Origin of the sequence: Paenibacillus sp. M2 (assembly GCF_046713495.1) — a bacterium.
Classification (GTDB): Bacteria; Bacillota; Bacilli; order Paenibacillales; family Paenibacillaceae; genus Paenibacillus; species Paenibacillus amylolyticus_B.
Genome location: NZ_CP169648.1, coordinates 4,475,616 through 4,493,874, shown reverse-complemented (window position 1 = coordinate 4,493,874; position 18,259 = coordinate 4,475,616). Strand labels below are relative to the sequence as shown.

General features: G+C 44.3%; 29 protein-coding genes. 25 read left to right on the top strand and 4 right to left on the bottom strand.

Features of this window, described 5'->3' with window-relative positions; genetic code table 11:
- Positions 1 to 17: 17 nt before the first annotated feature.
- Both ACETMN_RS20335 and ACETMN_RS20330 read right to left on the bottom strand, forming a co-directional pair.
- A complete protein-coding gene (locus ACETMN_RS20335) occupies positions 18 to 1,157 on the bottom strand; it encodes an ImmA/IrrE family metallo-endopeptidase (protein ID WP_411735035.1) in 1,140 nt (379 codons plus the stop codon).
- Positions 1,141 to 1,542: a helix-turn-helix domain-containing protein gene (locus tag ACETMN_RS20330; protein WP_411735034.1), complete on the bottom strand. Its 402-nt coding sequence runs from the start codon at positions 1,540 to 1,542 to the stop codon at positions 1,141 to 1,143. The genes ACETMN_RS20335 and ACETMN_RS20330 overlap by 17 nt, the downstream gene beginning before the upstream one ends.
- A gap of 174 nt (positions 1,543 to 1,716) precedes the next feature.
- Here ACETMN_RS20330 and ACETMN_RS20325 point away from each other — a divergent pair, with 174 nt between their 5' ends.
- From ACETMN_RS20325 to ACETMN_RS20245, 17 genes are all read left to right on the top strand, one after another.
- Positions 1,717 to 1,959, top strand: a complete 243-nt coding sequence (locus tag ACETMN_RS20325) for a helix-turn-helix domain-containing protein (protein ID WP_411735033.1) — start codon at positions 1,717 to 1,719, stop codon at positions 1,957 to 1,959.
- Between the two features lie 40 nt (positions 1,960 to 1,999).
- On the top strand, positions 2,000 to 2,233 hold the full coding sequence (locus tag ACETMN_RS20320) for a helix-turn-helix domain-containing protein (protein ID WP_411735032.1): 234 nt from the start codon (positions 2,000 to 2,002) through the stop codon (positions 2,231 to 2,233).
- Entirely contained in the window at positions 2,230 to 3,000 is a 771-nt protein-coding gene (locus tag ACETMN_RS20315) for an ORF6C domain-containing protein (RefSeq protein ID WP_411735031.1), read from the top strand. The genes ACETMN_RS20320 and ACETMN_RS20315 overlap by 4 nt, the downstream gene beginning before the upstream one ends.
- 55 nt (positions 3,001 to 3,055) lie before the next feature.
- Positions 3,056 to 3,595 (top strand): hypothetical protein, encoded by a 540-nt coding sequence (locus tag ACETMN_RS20310; protein ID WP_411735030.1) that lies wholly within the window; start codon positions 3,056 to 3,058, stop codon positions 3,593 to 3,595.
- A 103-nt stretch (positions 3,596 to 3,698) separates the two neighbouring features.
- Positions 3,699 to 3,980 carry a hypothetical protein gene (locus ACETMN_RS20305; protein ID WP_411735029.1) on the top strand — a complete coding sequence of 94 codons (282 nt, stop codon included), beginning with the start codon at positions 3,699 to 3,701 and terminating at the stop codon, positions 3,978 to 3,980.
- Positions 3,977 to 4,447 (top strand): helix-turn-helix domain-containing protein, encoded by a 471-nt coding sequence (locus ACETMN_RS20300; protein ID WP_411735028.1) that lies wholly within the window; start codon positions 3,977 to 3,979, stop codon positions 4,445 to 4,447. The genes ACETMN_RS20305 and ACETMN_RS20300 overlap by 4 nt, the downstream gene beginning before the upstream one ends.
- Positions 4,444 to 4,659 (top strand): hypothetical protein, encoded by a 216-nt coding sequence (locus tag ACETMN_RS20295; RefSeq protein WP_411735027.1) that lies wholly within the window; start codon positions 4,444 to 4,446, stop codon positions 4,657 to 4,659. Before ACETMN_RS20300 ends, ACETMN_RS20295 begins: the two co-directional genes overlap by 4 nt.
- Positions 4,660 to 4,799: 140 nt before the next feature.
- Positions 4,800 to 5,186, top strand: a complete 387-nt coding sequence (locus ACETMN_RS20290; RefSeq protein WP_411735026.1) for a hypothetical protein — start codon at positions 4,800 to 4,802, stop codon at positions 5,184 to 5,186.
- Complete coding sequence (locus ACETMN_RS20285; protein WP_411735025.1) at positions 5,176 to 5,505, top strand: hypothetical protein; 330 nt, start codon at positions 5,176 to 5,178, stop codon at positions 5,503 to 5,505. The genes ACETMN_RS20290 and ACETMN_RS20285 overlap by 11 nt, the downstream gene beginning before the upstream one ends.
- Complete coding sequence (locus tag ACETMN_RS20280; protein WP_411735024.1) at positions 5,506 to 6,588, top strand: replication protein; 1,083 nt, start codon at positions 5,506 to 5,508, stop codon at positions 6,586 to 6,588.
- Positions 6,518 to 6,829 carry a replicative helicase loader/inhibitor gene (locus ACETMN_RS20275; protein ID WP_411735023.1) on the top strand — a complete coding sequence of 104 codons (312 nt, stop codon included), beginning with the start codon at positions 6,518 to 6,520 and terminating at the stop codon, positions 6,827 to 6,829. Before ACETMN_RS20280 ends, ACETMN_RS20275 begins: the two co-directional genes overlap by 71 nt.
- Before the next feature lie 10 nt (positions 6,830 to 6,839).
- Positions 6,840 to 8,138, top strand: coding sequence for a replicative DNA helicase (gene dnaB / locus ACETMN_RS20270; protein WP_411735022.1), 1,299 nt, complete (start codon positions 6,840 to 6,842; stop codon positions 8,136 to 8,138).
- A gap of 19 nt (positions 8,139 to 8,157) precedes the next feature.
- Positions 8,158 to 8,538 carry a hypothetical protein gene (locus ACETMN_RS20265; RefSeq protein WP_411735021.1) on the top strand — a complete coding sequence of 127 codons (381 nt, stop codon included), beginning with the start codon at positions 8,158 to 8,160 and terminating at the stop codon, positions 8,536 to 8,538.
- A complete protein-coding gene (locus ACETMN_RS20260; RefSeq protein ID WP_411735020.1) occupies positions 8,528 to 8,944 on the top strand; it encodes a hypothetical protein in 417 nt (138 codons plus the stop codon). The genes ACETMN_RS20265 and ACETMN_RS20260 overlap by 11 nt, the downstream gene beginning before the upstream one ends.
- 118 nt (positions 8,945 to 9,062) lie before the next feature.
- Entirely contained in the window at positions 9,063 to 9,353 is a 291-nt protein-coding gene (locus ACETMN_RS20255; RefSeq protein ID WP_411735019.1) for a hypothetical protein, read from the top strand.
- A complete protein-coding gene (locus ACETMN_RS20250; RefSeq protein ID WP_411735018.1) occupies positions 9,346 to 9,552 on the top strand; it encodes a hypothetical protein in 207 nt (68 codons plus the stop codon). Before ACETMN_RS20255 ends, ACETMN_RS20250 begins: the two co-directional genes overlap by 8 nt.
- A 22-nt stretch (positions 9,553 to 9,574) precedes the next feature.
- Entirely contained in the window at positions 9,575 to 9,955 is a 381-nt protein-coding gene (locus tag ACETMN_RS20245; RefSeq protein WP_411735017.1) for a hypothetical protein, read from the top strand.
- 319 nt (positions 9,956 to 10,274) lie between these two features.
- On the opposite strand, the gene ACETMN_RS20240 is transcribed toward ACETMN_RS20245, so the two are convergent.
- Positions 10,275 to 10,613, bottom strand: a complete 339-nt coding sequence (locus ACETMN_RS20240) for a hypothetical protein (RefSeq protein WP_091014809.1) — start codon at positions 10,611 to 10,613, stop codon at positions 10,275 to 10,277.
- A gap of 199 nt (positions 10,614 to 10,812) precedes the next feature.
- Between ACETMN_RS20240 and ACETMN_RS20235 the strand changes: the two genes are divergently transcribed.
- The 3 genes from ACETMN_RS20235 to ACETMN_RS20225 all read left to right on the top strand — a co-directional run bounded on the left by ACETMN_RS20235 (position 10,813) and on the right by ACETMN_RS20225 (position 11,560).
- The gene (locus ACETMN_RS20235) at positions 10,813 to 11,034 is read left to right on the top strand and encodes a hypothetical protein (protein ID WP_091014807.1); all 222 of its coding nucleotides are present in this window, start codon (positions 10,813 to 10,815) and stop codon (positions 11,032 to 11,034) included.
- A gap of 69 nt (positions 11,035 to 11,103) precedes the next feature.
- Complete coding sequence (locus tag ACETMN_RS20230) at positions 11,104 to 11,283, top strand: DUF3797 domain-containing protein (RefSeq protein WP_091014805.1); 180 nt, start codon at positions 11,104 to 11,106, stop codon at positions 11,281 to 11,283.
- Positions 11,270 to 11,560, top strand: coding sequence for a hypothetical protein (locus ACETMN_RS20225; protein WP_091014804.1), 291 nt, complete (start codon positions 11,270 to 11,272; stop codon positions 11,558 to 11,560). The genes ACETMN_RS20230 and ACETMN_RS20225 overlap by 14 nt, the downstream gene beginning before the upstream one ends.
- 64 nt (positions 11,561 to 11,624) lie before the next feature.
- Here the strand turns inward: ACETMN_RS20225 and ACETMN_RS20220 are convergent, their stop codons facing one another.
- Positions 11,625 to 12,188, bottom strand: coding sequence for a hypothetical protein (locus ACETMN_RS20220; RefSeq protein ID WP_091014802.1), 564 nt, complete (start codon positions 12,186 to 12,188; stop codon positions 11,625 to 11,627).
- Between the two features lie 198 nt (positions 12,189 to 12,386).
- On the opposite strand from ACETMN_RS20220, the gene ACETMN_RS20215 reads away from it, so the two are divergent.
- The 5 genes from ACETMN_RS20215 (at position 12,387) to ACETMN_RS20195 (ending at position 18,217) form a co-directional block, all read left to right on the top strand.
- Positions 12,387 to 12,986 (top strand): tyrosine-type recombinase/integrase, encoded by a 600-nt coding sequence (locus tag ACETMN_RS20215; protein WP_091014800.1) that lies wholly within the window; start codon positions 12,387 to 12,389, stop codon positions 12,984 to 12,986.
- Positions 12,987 to 13,475: 489 nt separating this feature from the next.
- Complete coding sequence (terS, locus tag ACETMN_RS20210) at positions 13,476 to 14,273, top strand: phage terminase small subunit (RefSeq protein WP_340388469.1); 798 nt, start codon at positions 13,476 to 13,478, stop codon at positions 14,271 to 14,273.
- Complete coding sequence (locus ACETMN_RS20205) at positions 14,266 to 15,600, top strand: terminase large subunit domain-containing protein (protein ID WP_411735016.1); 1,335 nt, start codon at positions 14,266 to 14,268, stop codon at positions 15,598 to 15,600. Before terS ends, ACETMN_RS20205 begins: the two co-directional genes overlap by 8 nt.
- Positions 15,601 to 15,602: 2 nt before the next feature.
- Positions 15,603 to 17,105, top strand: coding sequence for a capsid protein (locus tag ACETMN_RS20200; RefSeq protein ID WP_411735015.1), 1,503 nt, complete (start codon positions 15,603 to 15,605; stop codon positions 17,103 to 17,105).
- Positions 17,102 to 18,217 (top strand): phage minor capsid protein, encoded by a 1,116-nt coding sequence (locus tag ACETMN_RS20195; protein ID WP_411735014.1) that lies wholly within the window; start codon positions 17,102 to 17,104, stop codon positions 18,215 to 18,217. The genes ACETMN_RS20200 and ACETMN_RS20195 overlap by 4 nt, the downstream gene beginning before the upstream one ends.
- The last annotated feature ends 42 nt before the right edge of the window (positions 18,218 to 18,259 follow it).

Genomic DNA, 18,259 nt, shown 5'->3' with positions numbered 1-18,259 from the left:
TAAAGTAACAGTTGAATCTAGAATGGTATTTCATCTAAAATTTTAAATTGTGGTGTTGTACGTTCTCTTTTTTCTTCTTCATATTCCATCTCCGCTTCCATTTCAGCTTCTTCATCAAGATGCTCAAGGTAACTTTTGTGCTCTTGCTTTTTCCCATGTTTATATTCTAATTCCCAATAGGGAAGTAAATCACTATCGTAAAAGGTTGTTGCGTGACCACATTTAGTACAGAATCTTGCGTCACCATCAGCTAATTCATCACAAATAATTTCAGGTTTTCCATTCCAATGTTCTTTGTTATTACAACGGTTTACCACATAAACGCCGCAAATTTTGCAATAATCATTACCGTTTATTTCTTCATTACTACATTTTGGGCATGTTATGGCACGACTTGATTCATCAAGTTTCACTTTGTCATATTTCATATCAAATTCAATCCTTTTATTAGAGATTTTTTTAGATGCACATACTGGACAATAATTGGGGTTAGTCTTTATGAAGTTGTGTTTACAATTATTACAATGATGTTCGTTGTTTATAGTAAAAATGAAGTCTGAATATTTTTTTACTAAGAAGTCTTTAGGATTATGTGTCTTACCTAGTGTAGTACCTTTGCTAAAAAAACTTAGAGTGTTTTTAGCAGCAAGAAATGAAATATCAAACCAACTGCTCAAATCCTTAGCATTGAATTTTCTGAGGGCATAAAGAACACTTGACGGAACTAATAAAGATCGAGCGAAGCAATCTGCTTCTTGTTCAAATGATTTGTATTGATCTTTTGTAAGAGAACTTCTTGAGATTATTGTCTTATTAGAAATTTCATTGTGCCTAAGAACGTAATGACCGATCTCATGGGCAATTGTCCAACGTCTTCTACCGGGTGTAGAAATTTTTTCGTTGTAGAGTATTAAATATTGGTGATTTTTTTTTTGATAATAACAACAGCCTTCTTCGCTTTCAGCAAATGTACAAACCTCTTCGAATGTCATTTTTCTTTTTTCTGCAAACCAGGTGTAAGTTCGAATCTTTAGATTTTCAAATTCCTTAGCCATATCCTTTACTTTTATGGGGAATCTGTCGGTTGGAATTTCTCTCAACAATCTGTATGCTGACATTTCTGCTTTTTTAAAATTTGGTTTAAATATCATCATCATCCTCATAATCCTCTTCATTGAAGGCATCTTCGAAGGCCGCATCTAAAAGTTTTACTGCTTTTTTTAAAACATCTGGAGAAACCTTTCTTGCGAATCTTTCGATTTTTCGATAATTCTCGTCTAAAGGGGCATCTTTTTCATCAGATATAGTATCTTTCGGTTCATCAGTTCTCCCTAACAAATAGTCTAAAGATACATTGAAGAAGACTGAGAGATGCCTCACCGTATCCAGGCGAGGATCTCCGAGATCGTTTTCCCATTTTGAGATCATGCCTTTATTTATAGTTGTATTGAACTTTTGATTAAGTTTTTCCGCCAGTTCATCTTGTGAAAGTTTGTGTTTGTTACGTAAACTTTTGATAATTTTTCCGATTGGTTGACTCATCTCAATTCTCCTAATTATTCAATTTAGAACTGTCTAAACTCATAATAAAGTATAGGTTTCGAAAAAGCAACTTTTGTTTAGATAATCAACAATAAAGTTATTGACATTGAAACCGGAGGTGGATATACTCATCTCACAAGGTTTCAAAACAGAAACCGGAAAGGAGTGAAGAAATTGAAGCAGACAAAGCGTAGACATATCCCATACACCAAGTTCAAAGCATATTTAGATGAATGTGGTGTCCAACAGAAGCATGTTGCTGAAATGCTAGGCAAATCACCGTCTGCGTTTAACCAAAATCTTAATGGTACAGGCGGAGATTTTTCGATCGCTGAGTTGAGAGTTCTTTGTGAGAATTTCAAAATTAGTGCTGATGATTATTTTTTACGTCCAGAGGTTTCTAATAAGAAACTGTGATTGTTTTGAATTGATTTTAGTAAGAAAGGGAGTTTGCATCATGACAGTTACTATTGATCAAACACGTCTTACTGTTCCTGAAGCGGCAAGATACTTAGGGATGTCAGAAGACACTGTTCGTGTACTTTGTAGAGAAAAAAAACTCCCTCATTACAGAGCTGGGGGATCAACTTCTACCAAAGCTAAAATTTTATTTAGAGTAGAAACCTTGGACAAATGGATGGATCAACAGGAAAAAGAAAATTGCGTTGGTTGGGAAGGAGAAAAAGTATGAGCGAAATTTATTCAGTAGAACAGAAGTTGGTACCGTTTAACGGTGCTGAGCTTCTCGGTGTGAGAGCGAATGACGGAAAAGTATATGTGGGGGTTAAATGGGTTTGCCAAGGTATTGGTTTTGACAAAAACCATTCTGACGCACAAGTTAAGAAAATTCAAACGGATGTAGTTTTGGGTCAAGGTGCGTCAAATTTAACGCTCCCTACAAATGGTGGGAGGCAAGAAGCTTTAGTGATCGAATTAGACTTCCTTCCACTGTGGCTTGCGAAAATTTCAATCACTCCAAGTATGCAGGCTCACCAACCAGAAGTTGCGGACAAGCTTGTGAAATACCAACTCAAGGCAAAGGATGTCCTGGCTGCTGCATTCATCCATAACGGATTCAATTATGATGACCTCAGTCCAGAATTGAAAGCAATCTTTGCAGTGGATAAGAAAATGCAACAACTGGATTCCAGATTGGAACATTTGGAAAATCACACGACCATTGATTATGCCCAGCAGCGTTTGTTGCGGAAGGCTGGTAATTCCAAAGTCGTTGGCGTTCTTGGTGGGAAAAAGAGTGCAGCGTACAGCGATAACAGCATTCGGAGTAGCGTCTATTCGGCCCTTTGGAATGATTATCAAGAGTATTTCAACATAACTTCCTATTGCAATACGTATACGAAGGATCTCGAGCGCGGGTTGCAATATGTTCCACACTGGACACCGCCGACAAATTTATTAAGACGTATTGAGGAAGTAAATGGACAAACATTGTTTTAAGTTAATTCAAACTAAATGTTTGCGGCATTGATCCGCACCAAAGGAGAATATACAAATGACAACTACAAAACTGAAAAATGCTGAATTCGGGGAAATCCTTCATTTATTCGAGGTCATGGAAAAACATTCAGTGCCTTGCTCATTGGAACTCAAGTTGCGTGAGGATGCAGATCCATTCATGAGTATTGTAACCCAGCCTGTTAAGACCGAATTTGTTGAAAGAACGGCTGATGATGGTGGAGATGCAATGCAAATAGATTTGGGAGAAACCAGTCTTTTGTTCAGCGTATCTGAATCATACGGAAAGGAAATTACCGAATCACAGATTTCATTGTGCATTGCTAATGAAACGTATGCAGCATGGTTTAGTACTGGGGAAATGTCGCCAGAAGCGATTGCGGACGCTCATAACTACATCGAAGATATCGAATTTGAGGATGAGGTAATGGCTGTTGACGTTCATTCTGATGATTTTGAAGCCGCATTGATTTGGTTGACTGATCGTATCCGTGAAGGGCGTGTCATAAAAAACGTCAAGGTGCTTGAAGACGGAAACCAGATTCTGACTGTGGGCTATACGAACAAAGGCGAATGAACATGACACTTCCGGAACTGGCCCGTCTATGGTTTGGAAATCCGCTTCAACACGCCATCATAGTGCGCAATATCCAAAAACAACCCAAAGGGGATAACAAACAATGAATCTATCTGAACAAGAAATCGTATTTATCCAATTCTTACGCACGCTTAATTTTGATGACATGATGGATGCTTGTGAAGCGATTAGTAAAGAGAGTAAGGAAGCACGCCGTAACGGACTTGAACAAGCTTATCTTGAAACAAATCCCGTAAGTGCTGCGGGCTGGATTGAACGTTCGCTGAATTTGGACAAGCTGCAGGAACTGCTTGGGATGGCGAATGAGGATTACCGCAATATGATTGACCCGCCACTTGAAGCAAAAGGCGAGGTGCAGGAATGAAGGGAGCTGACGGAATCTCTATCGCTCAAAAGTTGACATTGAAGGAAGCACGGGTGAACTTCGGATATTCGCTGGAGGAAGCCGCTAAAAAGTCAGGTATATCAGTGAAGCGGGTTTCTGAACTTGAGGTTGATTCTACTCATGCGGCTATAGATGAATTTGTAAGACTTTGCAAGTGCTATGATACGAACTACAATCACGTCTATTCTGGATTGGCTAGTGATGTATACCGTGCCCGGTTGAATATCAAAACAGTTGATTTTAATGACTTATCCCAACTCATTCAAATTAAGTTAAGAATAGCTGAATTGATTCAAAATGTAGAAGCTGATGACTTATTCAGCCGGGAGGATATTTCTAAGGAAATTAAAGGATTGTTCCGCGATCTGCATGAGTATGAAGCAATTAATCTCAGCCCGTTTTTGAAAGGTAACGACAATATATTTGTGGGAGGTAGGGCGGTATGACAGAGGGACAACACACTGAACTGATGGCGTATTGGGAAATGAAGAAGCAGCTTTTAGACATCATCTATCTTGTTAGTACCGATGAAAATTATCCAAAGGACCAAATGAACAAAGATATTACAAATGTACTTGCAATTGTTGATGTGCGCGAAAAAGAAGCCATGTCAGCCATTACAACGGCGTACACAGCTTCTGTAAGTCATCTTAGATAATCATTCACGGTTCGCCTTGATCTATCTCTTGGCGGGGATATCAAGGTAACCAAAATCAAAGGGGCATCCCTTCGCGCACATTATAACATCATATTTTTGAAAAGCGCAAGGGCTGCCCCCAAATTTGAGGGGTGGACAATATGAAAACGGCTGTTCCTTTTGCAAAATTAAGCCGCGAAACAAAGGTTCAAGAATTGGCTGCAAGCATTCAAACAAAGGGCCTTTATCCGGTGCTGAACAACTTCCATGTATATATCAGCGAACGTGGAGCGTTAAAAAATAAAGTGGATGTATGGACATATGTATTGGGCTTGATTTGTGATGCTATCCGTGGGTTGCCACAGGTAGAAGGGACCAACATTAAAGTTGCGCCTATGTACGATTCGGCCAATGAGACTGCTTCCATCATGGCTTGGCCCAGCGATTCAGAAGCTACCCATACCTGGTATAGCAAGCCGGTTCGTATTGAGGGATTCGAAGTCATTTCAGCTCAATACGATTGGGAGGGTGAGAGTCTTGGGATCTAAGAAAACCATTGTTGACGTTGAATCGGTCAGTCATGAACTTATTCGTTCCCTTACGCGCCCATTTAAACCGGATTCAGAGTTTGCAGGAAAGTACCATCACATGCGTTTCCAGTGGTGGACTTATGACATTTGGAGCAGTGGATTTCAAGCATCTATGATGACGTATTTAGAGTACGTAGATCGTGATGAATTATATGAATTTGTCTCTCAGTTCATTCGTCGGATGTGTGATAAGGAACGGCCTAAAGGTGATGCTATTCGGGATTTACTGGCTGCTGCATTCGGCACGCAAGATCAATTTGAAATAAAGGAAGAGTAGGTGAGACGTGTGACCGACTCTCGCAAGAAGAACGGATTTGTAGGGATTGCCAACCAGATATGGGATGAGGTCATTCGTCGGGATTTCACCAAGCGCCAGAAGGATATTTTGCTATTTATCTGGCGCTTGTCTTATGGCTGCAATCAAGAGATTGCAATCATTCCCATGTTAAAAGACTTTGCCTTGTGTGGTGTTGGTAAAGGGCATATAGGCGCTGAACTTAAACATCTTGAAAATTGCAAAGTAATAACACGGAACAACAGTGAATATCGCTTCAATGAAAACTATGACTATTGGCAGATATCACCAGTAAAAGGCTGGGACGGTAATCGGTTCGATGAGTTGATTTATACCAACCTAATAAATGCTAAAAAGATGAGGAAACAGGTTACTGAAACGGTAACCGTACAGGATGAGGAAATTGAAGGAAATCCGGCTGCTGCAAGTTACCAAAACGGGGACTCGCCGGATGCGGAAGAGTTACCAAAACAGGAACCGATTCAAGATGTACCAGTTACTGAAACGGTAACCGAAAACGGAAATCAGTTACTGAAACAGGAACCGCCAGTTACTGAAACAGTAACCGTGACACCCCTTGAGCCTATACAGGACGCGGCTTCCGGGGCTCCTAAAGACAATATAAAGACATTAAAAGATAAAGACATTAAAGATATGGTCATTTCGGATTTCGAATTGTTCTGGAATGCATACCCAAGAAAGGTTTCAAAAAAGGGTGCTGAAAATATGTGGGACAGAGCAATCAAAGCGAAGGTTAAACCTGAACTTTTAATCCGATGTTCTCAGCATTACGCGGAGCATTGTTCTATGCATGGAACGGAAAGCAACTTCATCATGCATGGCTCCACTTTTTTAAACCCGAAGAACGAAAGATATGCCGATTTCACAGAAGCACCAAAAATTACAACAGTTGTTCCGTTACCGAATAATCAAAGCAACACCCGGTCAAGTCGGAATAAGACTCTTTTACAAAGACGTATGGAGGGTACACGGAATGAACAATCAACAGGTTCTAAGCATTTTGGCGGTAGTGGTTACAGCCTACCCCATAGTGGAACTGAGTGACGAAATGGTCACGCTTTGGGAACGAATGCTTGAAGATGTTCCTTTTTCACAGGCTGAACAAAACTTGTCGCACCACATCAAGACATCACATTTTCCGCCGATGATTTCACAGATACGAGGGAACCCCACGGCATCAAATATAGACCAACTCCGTTCAGAGACACAGGAACGTTTGGCACTCATGGAGTCTTGGGAGAAAAGCGCCGTTCCGCTCCTGAAAGAAGGTGAGCCGAATGGATAACCTTTTCAACTTGCAAGCCGAACAAGCGGTTCTTGGTTGCATCCTACTGGATCAGACACAGGAAACCGTGGCACTTACAGTCACAATTCTAACGATTGACGACTTTTCAGCAAAGCATCAACCCATCTTTGAATCGATAGTGGACCTTCATGAAGGACAGAAGGCCGTTGACTTAATCACATTGTACACCCATTTGAACGCCAAAGGGATAACGGGTGATGTGATCGGGTTGACGTATCTTGGAGAACTCGCTGAAGCTGTGCCGACCACGGCGAATGTACGGGAGTATATCGCACTGGTTCAAGAAGCCGGAATAAAACGGCAGGGATTGCGGATGTTGGATGAACAGCGGCAACTGCTTGAAGCGTCTTCCGATCCGCTAGAAGTGATTGCAGGAATCAAAGCGGGAGCAGAAGAGTTGTCCGAACGTTCCCCTTCTGGACGTGGCATGGTGAAAATCAGTGAAGTCATGGACGGCCACGATGACGATTTGGACGAGCGGAGCAAATCCAAAGGCATAACAGGCGTGCCCACTTGCGGTGCAGATCTGAACAGACTCACAGGTGGACGACAGAAGCAAGATTTAATCATAGTGGCTGCAAGGCCATCGGTTGGTAAAACGGCTTTTATGCTGAATAACTCAAAGGCTGCTGCTAAGCATGGCGTGACTACCGGGATATTCAGCCTTGAAATGCCAGGTAAGAAATTAGGCGAACGATTGATTGCAAATATAGCGAACCTGGACGGTACCATGTTACGCACTGGACTATTAGACCCCAAGAGCTGGGAGGACTACACAGATGCGCGGGCCGTCTTGAACGGTTTGCCAATTGTGATTGACGACACGCCGGGGATCACCATTCAACAGATTGCGGCGAAGGTGAAGCAGCTCAAGAAGGAATACGGTGACATTTTTATTCAAATCGATTACCTGCAGTTGATTAGCGCAGGCAAAAAGTTCTCAAGTCGTGAACAGGAAATCGCCTATATCAGCCGTTCCTTGAAGCAGATTGCACGGGATAACGATTGTCCGGTAGAAGTGCTGTCCCAGCTCAGTAGGGGCGTTGAACAGCGGCAGGACAAACGTCCGATGATGTCTGATCTACGGGAGTCCGGTTCCATTGAACAGGATGCGGACGAAATCGACTTCTTGTACCGGGACGATTATTACAACGCCGAGACAGAGAAGAAAAACATTGTGGAAATCATCGTTGCCAAGGGCCGGAATACAGGAACAGGGGTCGCGGAAATGGTGTACATGAAGAATTTCAGCAAGTTTTCAGATATAGCACGGATGAATTACGACTGATCAGAAAGGCGGTGTGAATGTGACAGCAGATCATTTGGAGATTGAAAACAACGTAAGACTCATCATGCGGTATCAGATCATTTTAATCAGCCATTTGGAAAATGCGTTGAAAAACGGCGACATTGACGAACACACATTCACCCGCCTGAAAAGTCAGGGTTGTATAGCTCAGACTCCGGATGAAATATTGGATCACTTCGACCGGATATTTCGTGAATTGGTCAGCTATTATCAGGAACGTTTGCGGGAACGGATGATAAAGGGTGCGGCATTTATTGATGCCCTTGCCCCTGATGATCCACGCCGGATACCCGCTATGGAAAAATACGATGAGCTATGTAAACGGCTCAAGGAAAGCGAGGACAGGGAGTATGGACGACACAACGGTAATGACGCCTAAAGATGCAGCAAGCCAGCTTCATGAATTGGTCAAGCATATCAAGGCTCAATTTGATAATACGGTAACCTGTGTTGGGTTCTGCGATGGTGAAGCAACGGATTTATCACATGCATTCGAGTTTCTTGGTCCAGAAGAGGTGGAGCCGGAAGAACTGATGCGTCAGTATCAGGCGAACAGAAGAACGCGCCGCCGTGCCAAGGAAGCCAACGAACAATGGCGTGTGCTACATGAAATCGTTGTCCGGCTGGGGCTGCTTCATGAATTCAGCCAGGGCAAACGTGAAATTCGGTCAGTAATAAAAACTCAAGCTGCACGGCACTACACTGTGAGAAGTCGTGAGGATCTTCAAAACCATTTCGATAGAGCAAAGTTAAGACACACGGTTAATACAGGAACAGACTCGTAGACGGACGTAAAGTGTGCATAGAGCGTTTTGGGGTATAAAAACACCAACCCCCATCTATAAATGCCGTGGCGGTACCTCAGAATCGGCCTGCGAAGAAATTAAAGGGGAGAGATTAGCTATGAAAAGCATAATTGATGTAAAACGGAAGCTGGCAAAAGCCAGAACACCCTATCCAACCATGCTGATGGATGAGCTGGAAGATTCGTTCATTGAGAACGATCAACTTCGTAAGGAACTTGAAGAGGAGAAGAACAAGCGCACCAGCTCAATACGGTTGTTAATGCAAGTGACGGATATTTTGAGCATGGGAAGAACACCAGACAGGGCTGACGCGGCATTAAAGGAGATATACAGATGGTTGCATGAAAATAAGCCAGTTGAGCAAGAAGGTGAAGCAACTCATGAGTAACGATATGGTAACAGCACCTACCCAATGGGCATGGACGGAGAAAGCCGAGAGCGAGAACCCTACACGCTCTCGAGCCGGGGAACCAATCTGGCCGCAGTATCAGAAAAACGCTCCAAAAGATTGGTTGGACCGAGGATTGATTCAAGATGCTTCAGAAGTGGTCATAGAAGGCCAAGCGAGTCTTGATGATTTTATGTAATATAGTGCAAAAGGGGGATCATATGGACGCTGTAGAACAATTAGAACTGTTTCCGAGCGCCACTGATAAGGATGCCGAAGCCACAATAAAGTTGCTCCGCGAAGATTACCCCCAATGGAAGGCAAGCAAAAGTGTGTTTGAAGCAATGAGGGTATTGACGCCAGAGCAAAAAGGCAAATATGATGCCTACAATGAGAAAATCAGCGTGGTAGACATGGCAATTCGCACGATCAAGGACGATGAAGCCCGACGAATTATTGAACATCGGTTCATCAAAGGCGGGAAATGGAAGCACACTGTAATTAACTTTCGAAGTGTGATGAGTGAAAGAACAGTAGATCGGCGCATCACAGAAGGGATCAGGTGTGTTGCCAACACGCTGAAAGATTGCGGAATCATATAAACCTTAAAATATTGACGGTAACTTGACTGTATCATGACAATCATATGACGGTTAATGCAAATTAAAGTAGGGACATAGGGCTTTTGCCCGGGTGTCCCTGCTACCCCTTATCCCAGCAGGACTCGACCGTGCTGTGGGATTGTATATCCTTAGACGTGAATCGTCAGGGGTGCGGTGTGCGGGGGAAAGCGGTTATGATCACCGCTACTTTATATTATGGTCTATTGGATTGTGTAGGTTCGATTCCTACTAAGGCCGTACAATAGAGGTTTTCATGACAAAAAAAGCCACTCTGATTATAGAGCGGCTTTCGTTTTGATTAAACGTGCAATGGGCCGAAATTTGGCTTGGTTTCTTCTGAAGTTGAAATCCATTCAGCGAGTTGGTTGAAAAGCTTCTGGGTTTCTTCTTTCGTTTTGAGTTGTGAAGCATCCCAGAGATCTGAAAGAAAGTATCCAATATCGTGAGGATAGGCTATAGATTCAGTATCAAGGACTTTACCAATACCAGGATTACCGTGTTTGTCGCTCTCAAGAGAATCAAACTTGTTAGAAGAAATGTTCCAGCCGTTCTCAGTCTTAGTTAGTGTGTATGGGTCCTTGTGTCCCCATCTGCAACTGTAGATGTCCATTATGAAACTAGCACCAATATTTTGCATTAAAATCATCTCCTAAAATTTACTTGTTGTGAATTCCATCTTAACATTATGGTGTTCGCCCGCAAACTACCTTTGAAAAAAATTCATTAATAAGGTATGTGGAATAAGACGCATGGATTGGATAATCTTCCATTGCCTACGATGTCCTCCAGTGGTTATGATTGGCGGGTATTCCAATTGCACTTAGGAGGATGACAGCATGAATGAAAAATTTGCACAAGCACAAATGGAACGTATTCTTAATACACCCGGATTTGTAATTATCTCTGATGAGACAGTTGTGAACGTTCGCAAGGTGACCCGGATCGATACGTTAAATCGGGTAGTGTTCTTCCCGGATAAAGAAAATGGTGAGACAGGGAAGAAAGTTGATAATGATCGTTGGGAACATTTCATAACGGAGTACAAGAAGTTTCAATAGATATTGATGCGGAAGAGAGTCGCCTTTAATGGCGGCTTTTTTTGTGTCTAAAAAGGAGGACAAAGCAAAATGGACGCAGCAACAGCCCTTGAACTGGCCCATAAGTACACGGCTTGTCCTGATTGTGGTAACACCTACGTAGGAAATGGAGAAGGAACAATCAAAATTGATGAAAACCTGTTCCATCGAAGTTGTAAATGCGGCTGGAAAGTGAACATAAAGGACGGTGTTCAGGTTGAAGGAGAATGAAACGTTCGAAGCGGTGAGTAATGAATTGAAGCAATCATTAAAAATTACACTTACTGCCGCGGCAGATGCTTTAAGGGATGCTATGAAGCGGCTTGGAACAGCATTACGTGAAATGATAAACCGTTGGGAAGAGGTTCAGGAGTCCCAGGAGCTGAACGAACATAGTGTGAAGAGGATCAAACCTCTGAAGATGCCAAGAATCCCGGCCAGTCTTCCGCTCAAGCATCAAGTAATCAATCGTAAGCCAGTCCTTGCGGTTGCACGCAGCCGTTGTTAATGGGGGACTAACTATAAAGAGCCTGATTAGATTAATCAGGCTGGGTGTGTTCTCAACAATGAATCTATTGGGCAGCGAATGTACCACTAGCAGTAGCGTATCGAGTGCCATTATTTTTTATAATTAAATTATATGTACCTGGTTTTACATTTGACCAAGTAACTGTACCTGTATTTGAGCCATTAAATAAACCATCTAATTGCTTTGCACCAGCTCTATTACCAGAAGAACTTTCCAGATCATAGATGATGTGTGCGTCGCCAGTCGTTTCAGTATTGCCAGTACTACTTATATGCTCATATTGACGAACAGTCAGAGTAACTGTTTTATTATTTCCGCTCCAAGATATGGAGTTATTTGATGCCTTTTCGCCCGATCCTTTACCAAAATTTTTCCACTCGAAACTAGCGGAGGTAGCTTGAAGTGTTATACTTTGCGGCTCAACAGTTACTTCGTAAATTTCTTCATTAGGAATAGAGTTAATTGGATTTTTGACTTCGATATTTGATACGGAAGTTACTTCAGACGGTGCGAAAGTAGATGCTGATTCTGCAAAAGAGTCAGATGAGTACGAAAATACAGATAACGAAGCAAGAGAAACTCCTAATATAACCTTTAACGATTTCATTTTTAATCTCCTCCAAATTTTTTAATAGTTTCTGCTGGAAAATAAGAGTTGAGAACACGCTTTCAAAGATACCATGATATATTATAAATATCAATATTTAGCAATTTAGGAATGAAAAGTAGATGGTTTCTTTCAACTTTAACTATCCGGTCATTGAAAAGTATTTTTTTGTCATCCTGAATTATATGAGGTGGTGGTATGAACGAGGTACAGCCGATTCGAGATAAGGCAGTTGTTGAACAAATCAAAAATTACCTGAAGGTAACCAGTTTCCGTAATTACATCTTCTTTAGTATGGGCGTTCATAGTGGATTGCGTGTTTCTGACTTACTGCAGCTCAAAGTCGTTTCCGTTCGGGATCAGGAACATATCAACTATGTGGCTCAGAAAACGAAAAATCGGAAACGTAAGAAGCGGAAGCGGAAAAAATTCATCATTCACCCGGATGTCTACGATGATTTAATGATTTACATTGAAGATATGGACGATGATGATTATTTGTTCCCCAGCAGGCAACGGAAGACGCTAACAGGAGCCGTGGGAGAGCCGATCCATAGGATAACAGCTTATAAAATGATTAGTGGCATAGCCAAGCGATTTGGGCTTACAGACATTGGAGTCCATTCACTCAGAAAGACGTGGGGTTATCACCTTTATAACGACGATCCACGCAATCTGGCGTTACTAATGGAGATGTTCGGGCATGAGGATATAGCAACCACGCTGATGTATTTGGGCATCACCCAGGATGCCATGGACGATGCTATACGCCGTTTGAGTTTTACACAATCCGGCTAATGTTGCACTCAAACGTGGGAATGGGACAAAGCTTGATTTAATCAGATTCTTGAACTTTCTCCAGTGCAACAGAAATAGAGTTATGTTTCACTCTACTTACTTAATTTGGTTCAAAATGGATCAAAAATGGTTTTTATTTCGGGTTGGATTTGAAGAAAAAGAATTAGAAGTTTGTCTATTTAGACTGATTCTAAGAAAACCGACTCAATTATGGCTGTATAACCGATGAATAAACGCCCCATTTGAGGGCAATAAGCCGGGAAATAATCAAAATCGGCAAAATCGAAAAATCCAGTAATGACGCGGGTTTTCGGGTTTATGCATAAACTATGTATATTCGCACAATTCAGTTAGCTATCAAAAAGCCCGTCAAATCAGGGTTTTCGGCGTGGTTGTGGGAAAGTACATATGTACAAAACACAGGGTTTTGAACACATGTCTTTGCATAAATATTGCATAAACGATGTCAGGGGTGAGGTGTATTATGTAATGGCGAGAGAGAGAAGCCCGGACCGCAAGAAAGCATTAGCGATGTGGTTCGCCAGTGGCAAGGAAATGAAGCCAGGAGAGATTGCCGAAAAGCTTGGAATCAGTGCCGGACTTGTTCGCAAATGGAAAAGCCTTGATGAATGGGAGAAGCAGCCTGAGCCGCGACCAGGAGCGCCGAAGGGCAATCAGAACGCTGTGGGCAATAGAGGTGGGCACGGTGGGCCATACGGAAATGATAAAGCCGTTAAGCATGGTCTGTTCCGTAAGTTCCTGCCAGATGATGAAGAAACACGGGAGATTTACGACACAACGGCCGAGCTTTCGACGTTGGATATCTTGTGGGAAGGCATTCGAATCCAGCTCACGAACATTATACGTGCTTTGAAGACTCAGCATGTAACGGGCAAGGATGAGATGATTAAGGAAGTCAAAAAGCAGAAATTTGAGATCCATAACACGGGTACCAAGAAGGAACCGAAGCTTGAACAGATCATAACTGAACAGGAATATGAATTCCAGTTTGCTTGGGATCGATCAGCAACCAGCCTGAAAGCCATGGCTGCTGCATGGACGGCGCTGGGTGGTTCCATTAAGAAGTATGAAGATGTCGCGCGGTTGGCTTCCCCCGATGAAGTGAACGAAGTCCAGAAGCAGCGTTTGGAGCAGATCAAGGCCAGTATTGCCGTGATGCGTGGTAAGGTGCCAGATAACAGTAAGCTTGACCTGAACCAGCAAATTACCGCATTGGCTGACTTGATCAACAACCCTGTGCCGGAACGGGTGATAGACGATGACTGACACAACCCTGATTCCATATGCTCCATTTAATACGAAGCAGTCGGAATATATCCGGCGTTGCCAGGACTCGTGGCTGAATGTAGCTGAGGGCGGCAAGCGTGCAGGCAAGAACATCATTAACCTGATTGCCTATGCCATGTGCTTGGAGGTTCACCCGGACAAGCTTCATTTGGTCGCTGGGGTGAGCATGGCAGCCGCGAAGATGAACGCCATTGACTCGAACGGGTTCGGGTTGCAATGGCTGTTCAAAGGGCGTTACCGGGAAGGTGAATACAAGGACCGTGCAGCACTCTTCATTCAGACCAAGACAGGCGAGAAGATCGTCATTATTGCAGGCGGTGGTAAGGCAAACAATGCCGCGCTGATCAAGGGTAACTCCTACGGGACGGCCTATGTGACGGAGGTCAACGAGTGTCATCCATCATTTGTTAAAGAGGTGATTGACCGGACGTTGGCGTCCACTAAGCGGCAACTGTTCTTTGACCTTAACCCGAAACCCCCAGCCCATTGGTTCTATGCAGATATCTTGGACTTTCAGGATGAGTTGTTGAAGCAAGGGGAGAATCAGGGTTACAATTACGCACATTTTACCGTGTTCGATAACCTGAGTATCCCAGACGACCGACTCAAGGCGATGCTGATCACTTATGACAAATCCAGTCTGTGGTACAAGTCAGAGATTAAGGGTGAACGGACGGCAGCTACAGGACGGATATACACGGGTTACAGCGTCAAGGATGTCATTATCACTCGGGAGCAGATACGGGCCGAACGGTTCATTGAGTTTTCGATTGGCATAGACGTTGGGGGTACTGACGCCACGGTTGCCACGCTCACTGGATTTACGCCGCGATATGGAGCGGTTATGCTGCTGGATGGCTATTACCATAAGCAGGGCAAGGAGTCTGGATATACACATGACCGGTACGCCAAGGAAGTCGTGAATAAGATCGTCGAATGGTCGGAAACCTATCCGGCCTTTTTGTCATGCGCTCATATCTTTGCTGAATCTGCTGACAAACTGTTCCGGCAGGCGTTGAATAATGAGCTTAAACGCCGGGGGATACACATTCCTGTGGTTCCTGCTTATAAGAAAGAGGGCATCGTTGACCGGATCAGATTGACGAACGTTCTGATTAACCAAGGGCGGTACAAAATCATGGTACATCTTAAACATTGGATTGAAGCCATAGAGAACGCCACATGGGACGAGACAGAGCGCCAGAAAGGTGAATGGGTGCGGACGGATGACGGAAGTTACCCGGTGGACTGCTTGGATAGTAGCGAATACGCCGTTCAGCCGTTCAAGAAGAGACTGGAGGTATAGAAATGGGGTGGATCAAGAATATGGTCATGAAGATATTGAGGATTCAACCAGCACCGGAGAACAAGTCATTCATCATCCGTGAGCCATTCAGCTATCGGACCAGTGTCCTGCGTAACCGGCTCTGGTATCGCGGAGATCCGTCCGAGCTGGAACAGTTCTACAAGCAGTCGGTCACAGATAACGTGAGCCGTTCCCGATTCTGGGCAGCGGTACCGAGTGAGAACCGACATATCCGGAAGATCCACTCAGGGTTACCGGCTATGATCGTGGAGCGCCTGTCTGATATCGTGGTTTCGGATATGGACCAGATCGAGCTGGAGACACAGGAACAGACGAAGCTGTGGGAGGAAATCGCCAAGGATAACAACTTTGATGAGCTGCTGGGTAGTAGCCTGATTGAAGCACTGGTCGAGGGGGATGGGGCGTTCAAGGTAACGCTGGATACCGACATTACCCCGTACCCGATTATTGAGTTCTACGCAGGCGATAAGGTTCGATATAGACGAGAACGTGGCAGGCTCCAGGAGATCATCTATTACACGGAGTACCGCCATAACGATAAGGATTACCAGCTCGAAGAGACATTTGGCAAAGGGAAGATCACTTATAAGCTGCTGAGTGCGGATGGGAAAGAGGTTCCCCTGGCTATGGTGCCGGAATTGGCTGGCTTGGATGAAACGACATTTACGGGTGACTTCATTTGGGGAGTACCGCTTTCTGTGTTCAAATCATCGAAGTGGCCAGATCGCGGCAAGTCCATCTATGAGAGTAAAGCAGATAGCTTTGACGCTTTAGACGAGGTTATCAGTCAGTGGTGGGATGCCATTCGATCCGGACGAGTGCAGAAGTACATTCCGGAAGACCTGCTTCCTCGGGATCCGAACAACGGAATGCCCATCAAGCCGAATCCATTTGATATGGACTTTATCGCGGCTGGTAGGACAATGGCCGAGGATACCAAGGATCAAATATCCCTTGTGCAACCGGCTATTCTTTATGAGGCGTTTGTATCGTCTTATGCGTCTGCATTGGACATGTGCTTGCAGGGGATTGTATCGCCGTCAACGCTTGGCATCGATCTGAAGAAGCTGGACAATGCAGAGGCTCAGCGCGAAAAGGAGAAGGCCACACTGTACACCCGTGGCAAGATCATTGAACGCCTGAACGAAGTCATTCCGGAATTGGTGTCTATCGTTCTGAAGGTGCATGACAACAACCAGCAACGGACTCCAGGGGATTATGAAGCATCCGTCAAGTTTGGGGAGTATGCCAGCCCTTCCTTCGACGCTGTTGTTGAGACGGTGGGCAAGGCCCGGACGTTTGGTGTGATGAGCGTTGAACGTGCGGTGGAAGAAATGTATGGCGACACCTGGACTGATGAGGAAAAGGCAGCTGAGGTTAAACGCCTGAAGGATGAGCAAAACATCACCTTTGATGAACCGTCTCTGAAACGGGACGACCCGCCTGATCCTGAAGACGATGACAACGAAGATGATGAGACATGAAGAAGAAATATGACATTCGCCAGATCTTCAGCGACATGGAAATGGATCTGATCAAGTCCATGCAGCGTAACCTTCAGCGTCACAAGGATGACGAGGAACGAGAGGGCAAGGAGTGGGAGCAGTGGCAGCAACGTAAGCTGGAGGATATTCAACGTTACCGTAAGGAGACACGCCAGATATCCAAGAAGTATGAACCAGAAGTGAAGAAGGCGGCCGAGGAAGAGGTCAAAGGCTCCTGGCGGCGTGGGGCCGATCGTGTTGTTAACACGGTGAAGGGCTTGTGGAACAAGATCACGGGCAAAAAGCCGGATGTTGAGCCTGAGGATGGTTCAGATCGTAGCTTCTTCAGGATCAATGAGATGCGGGTTAATGCTCTCGCAGATGCAGCAGAGAACAATCTGCAATTAGCCCGTCATGCCATGCTGAGACAAGCGGATGATGTGTATAGACAGACCATTTACAAGTCCCAGGTATACCTGAACAGCGGGGCTGCTTCGCTGAATCAGGCTATCGACCGAGCCACTAAGGATTTTCTTGAAAAAGGCTTCGACTCCATCACATATGCCAATGGTCGAAGGGTGAATGTGGCCAGTTATGCGGAAATGGCCTTGCGTACAGCTTCACAGCGTGCGGTGTTTGCTGGAGAGGGTGCCAAACGGGATCAGCTCGGCATCCGAACTGTGGTGATATCATCACACGGCAACTGTTCGAAGCTGTGCCTGCCATATCAGGGCAAGGTGTTCATTGATGACGTTTATTCAGGCGGGACCGTAGCTGATGGCAAGTATCCGCTTCTGAGTACCGCCATTGCTGCTGGATTGTTCCATCCGAACTGTCGTCATAACATGACTACGTTCATTGTGGGGACCAGCTCACTGCCTAAGCCTGCTGATGATGAGAAAGCTTTGGCCAACTACCAGGCAGAACAGAAACAGCGATACATGGAACGCCAGATACGCAAGTACAAGCGCCTGGAAGCGGGCAGTGTGGATGAAGGAAACCAGGCGAATTATAAGGCCAAGGTTAGACAATGGCAAGCCCAATTGCGGATTCACCTGAAGGAACATGATTACTTACGCAGAGATCCCAAACGGGAGAAGGTAAGAGTTTGAAGGCCCTAGCTGAGACTGCTGGGGCCTATTGCTCGTTGACCG

Excerpts from the sequence above, each read along its gene's own strand:
- ACETMN_RS20330 (WP_411735034.1), bottom strand. The coding sequence starts at position 1,542 with ATGAGTCAACCAATCGGAAAAATTATCAAAAGTTTACGTAACAAACAC.
- ACETMN_RS20335 (WP_411735035.1), bottom strand. The coding sequence starts at position 1,157 with ATGATGATGATATTTAAACCAAATTTTAAAAAAGCAGAAATGTCAGCA.
- ACETMN_RS20290 (WP_411735026.1), top strand. The coding sequence starts at position 4,800 with ATGAAAACGGCTGTTCCTTTTGCAAAATTAAGCCGCGAAACAAAGGTT.
- ACETMN_RS20255 (WP_411735019.1), top strand. The coding sequence starts at position 9,063 with ATGAAAAGCATAATTGATGTAAAACGGAAGCTGGCAAAAGCCAGAACA.
- ACETMN_RS20215 (WP_091014800.1), top strand. The coding sequence starts at position 12,387 with ATGAACGAGGTACAGCCGATTCGAGATAAGGCAGTTGTTGAACAAATC.
- ACETMN_RS20310 (WP_411735030.1), top strand. The coding sequence starts at position 3,056 with ATGACAACTACAAAACTGAAAAATGCTGAATTCGGGGAAATCCTTCAT.
- ACETMN_RS20250 (WP_411735018.1), top strand. The coding sequence starts at position 9,346 with ATGAGTAACGATATGGTAACAGCACCTACCCAATGGGCATGGACGGAG.
- ACETMN_RS20315 (WP_411735031.1), top strand. The coding sequence starts at position 2,230 with ATGAGCGAAATTTATTCAGTAGAACAGAAGTTGGTACCGTTTAACGGT.
- ACETMN_RS20195 (WP_411735014.1), top strand. The coding sequence starts at position 17,102 with ATGAAGAAGAAATATGACATTCGCCAGATCTTCAGCGACATGGAAATG.
- ACETMN_RS20220 (WP_091014802.1), bottom strand. The coding sequence starts at position 12,188 with ATGAAATCGTTAAAGGTTATATTAGGAGTTTCTCTTGCTTCGTTATCT.
- ACETMN_RS20295 (WP_411735027.1), top strand. The coding sequence starts at position 4,444 with ATGACAGAGGGACAACACACTGAACTGATGGCGTATTGGGAAATGAAG.
- ACETMN_RS20200 (WP_411735015.1), top strand. The coding sequence starts at position 15,603 with ATGGGGTGGATCAAGAATATGGTCATGAAGATATTGAGGATTCAACCA.
- ACETMN_RS20240 (WP_091014809.1), bottom strand. The coding sequence starts at position 10,613 with ATGCAAAATATTGGTGCTAGTTTCATAATGGACATCTACAGTTGCAGA.
- ACETMN_RS20205 (WP_411735016.1), top strand. The coding sequence starts at position 14,266 with ATGACTGACACAACCCTGATTCCATATGCTCCATTTAATACGAAGCAG.
- ACETMN_RS20260 (WP_411735020.1), top strand. The coding sequence starts at position 8,528 with ATGACGCCTAAAGATGCAGCAAGCCAGCTTCATGAATTGGTCAAGCAT.
- ACETMN_RS20275 (WP_411735023.1), top strand. The coding sequence starts at position 6,518 with ATGAACAATCAACAGGTTCTAAGCATTTTGGCGGTAGTGGTTACAGCC.
- terS (WP_340388469.1), top strand. The coding sequence starts at position 13,476 with ATGGCGAGAGAGAGAAGCCCGGACCGCAAGAAAGCATTAGCGATGTGG.
- ACETMN_RS20235 (WP_091014807.1), top strand. The coding sequence starts at position 10,813 with ATGAATGAAAAATTTGCACAAGCACAAATGGAACGTATTCTTAATACA.
- ACETMN_RS20300 (WP_411735028.1), top strand. The coding sequence starts at position 3,977 with ATGAAGGGAGCTGACGGAATCTCTATCGCTCAAAAGTTGACATTGAAG.
- ACETMN_RS20320 (WP_411735032.1), top strand. The coding sequence starts at position 2,000 with ATGACAGTTACTATTGATCAAACACGTCTTACTGTTCCTGAAGCGGCA.
- ACETMN_RS20230 (WP_091014805.1), top strand. The coding sequence starts at position 11,104 with ATGGACGCAGCAACAGCCCTTGAACTGGCCCATAAGTACACGGCTTGT.
- ACETMN_RS20305 (WP_411735029.1), top strand. The coding sequence starts at position 3,699 with ATGAATCTATCTGAACAAGAAATCGTATTTATCCAATTCTTACGCACG.
- ACETMN_RS20245 (WP_411735017.1), top strand. The coding sequence starts at position 9,575 with ATGGACGCTGTAGAACAATTAGAACTGTTTCCGAGCGCCACTGATAAG.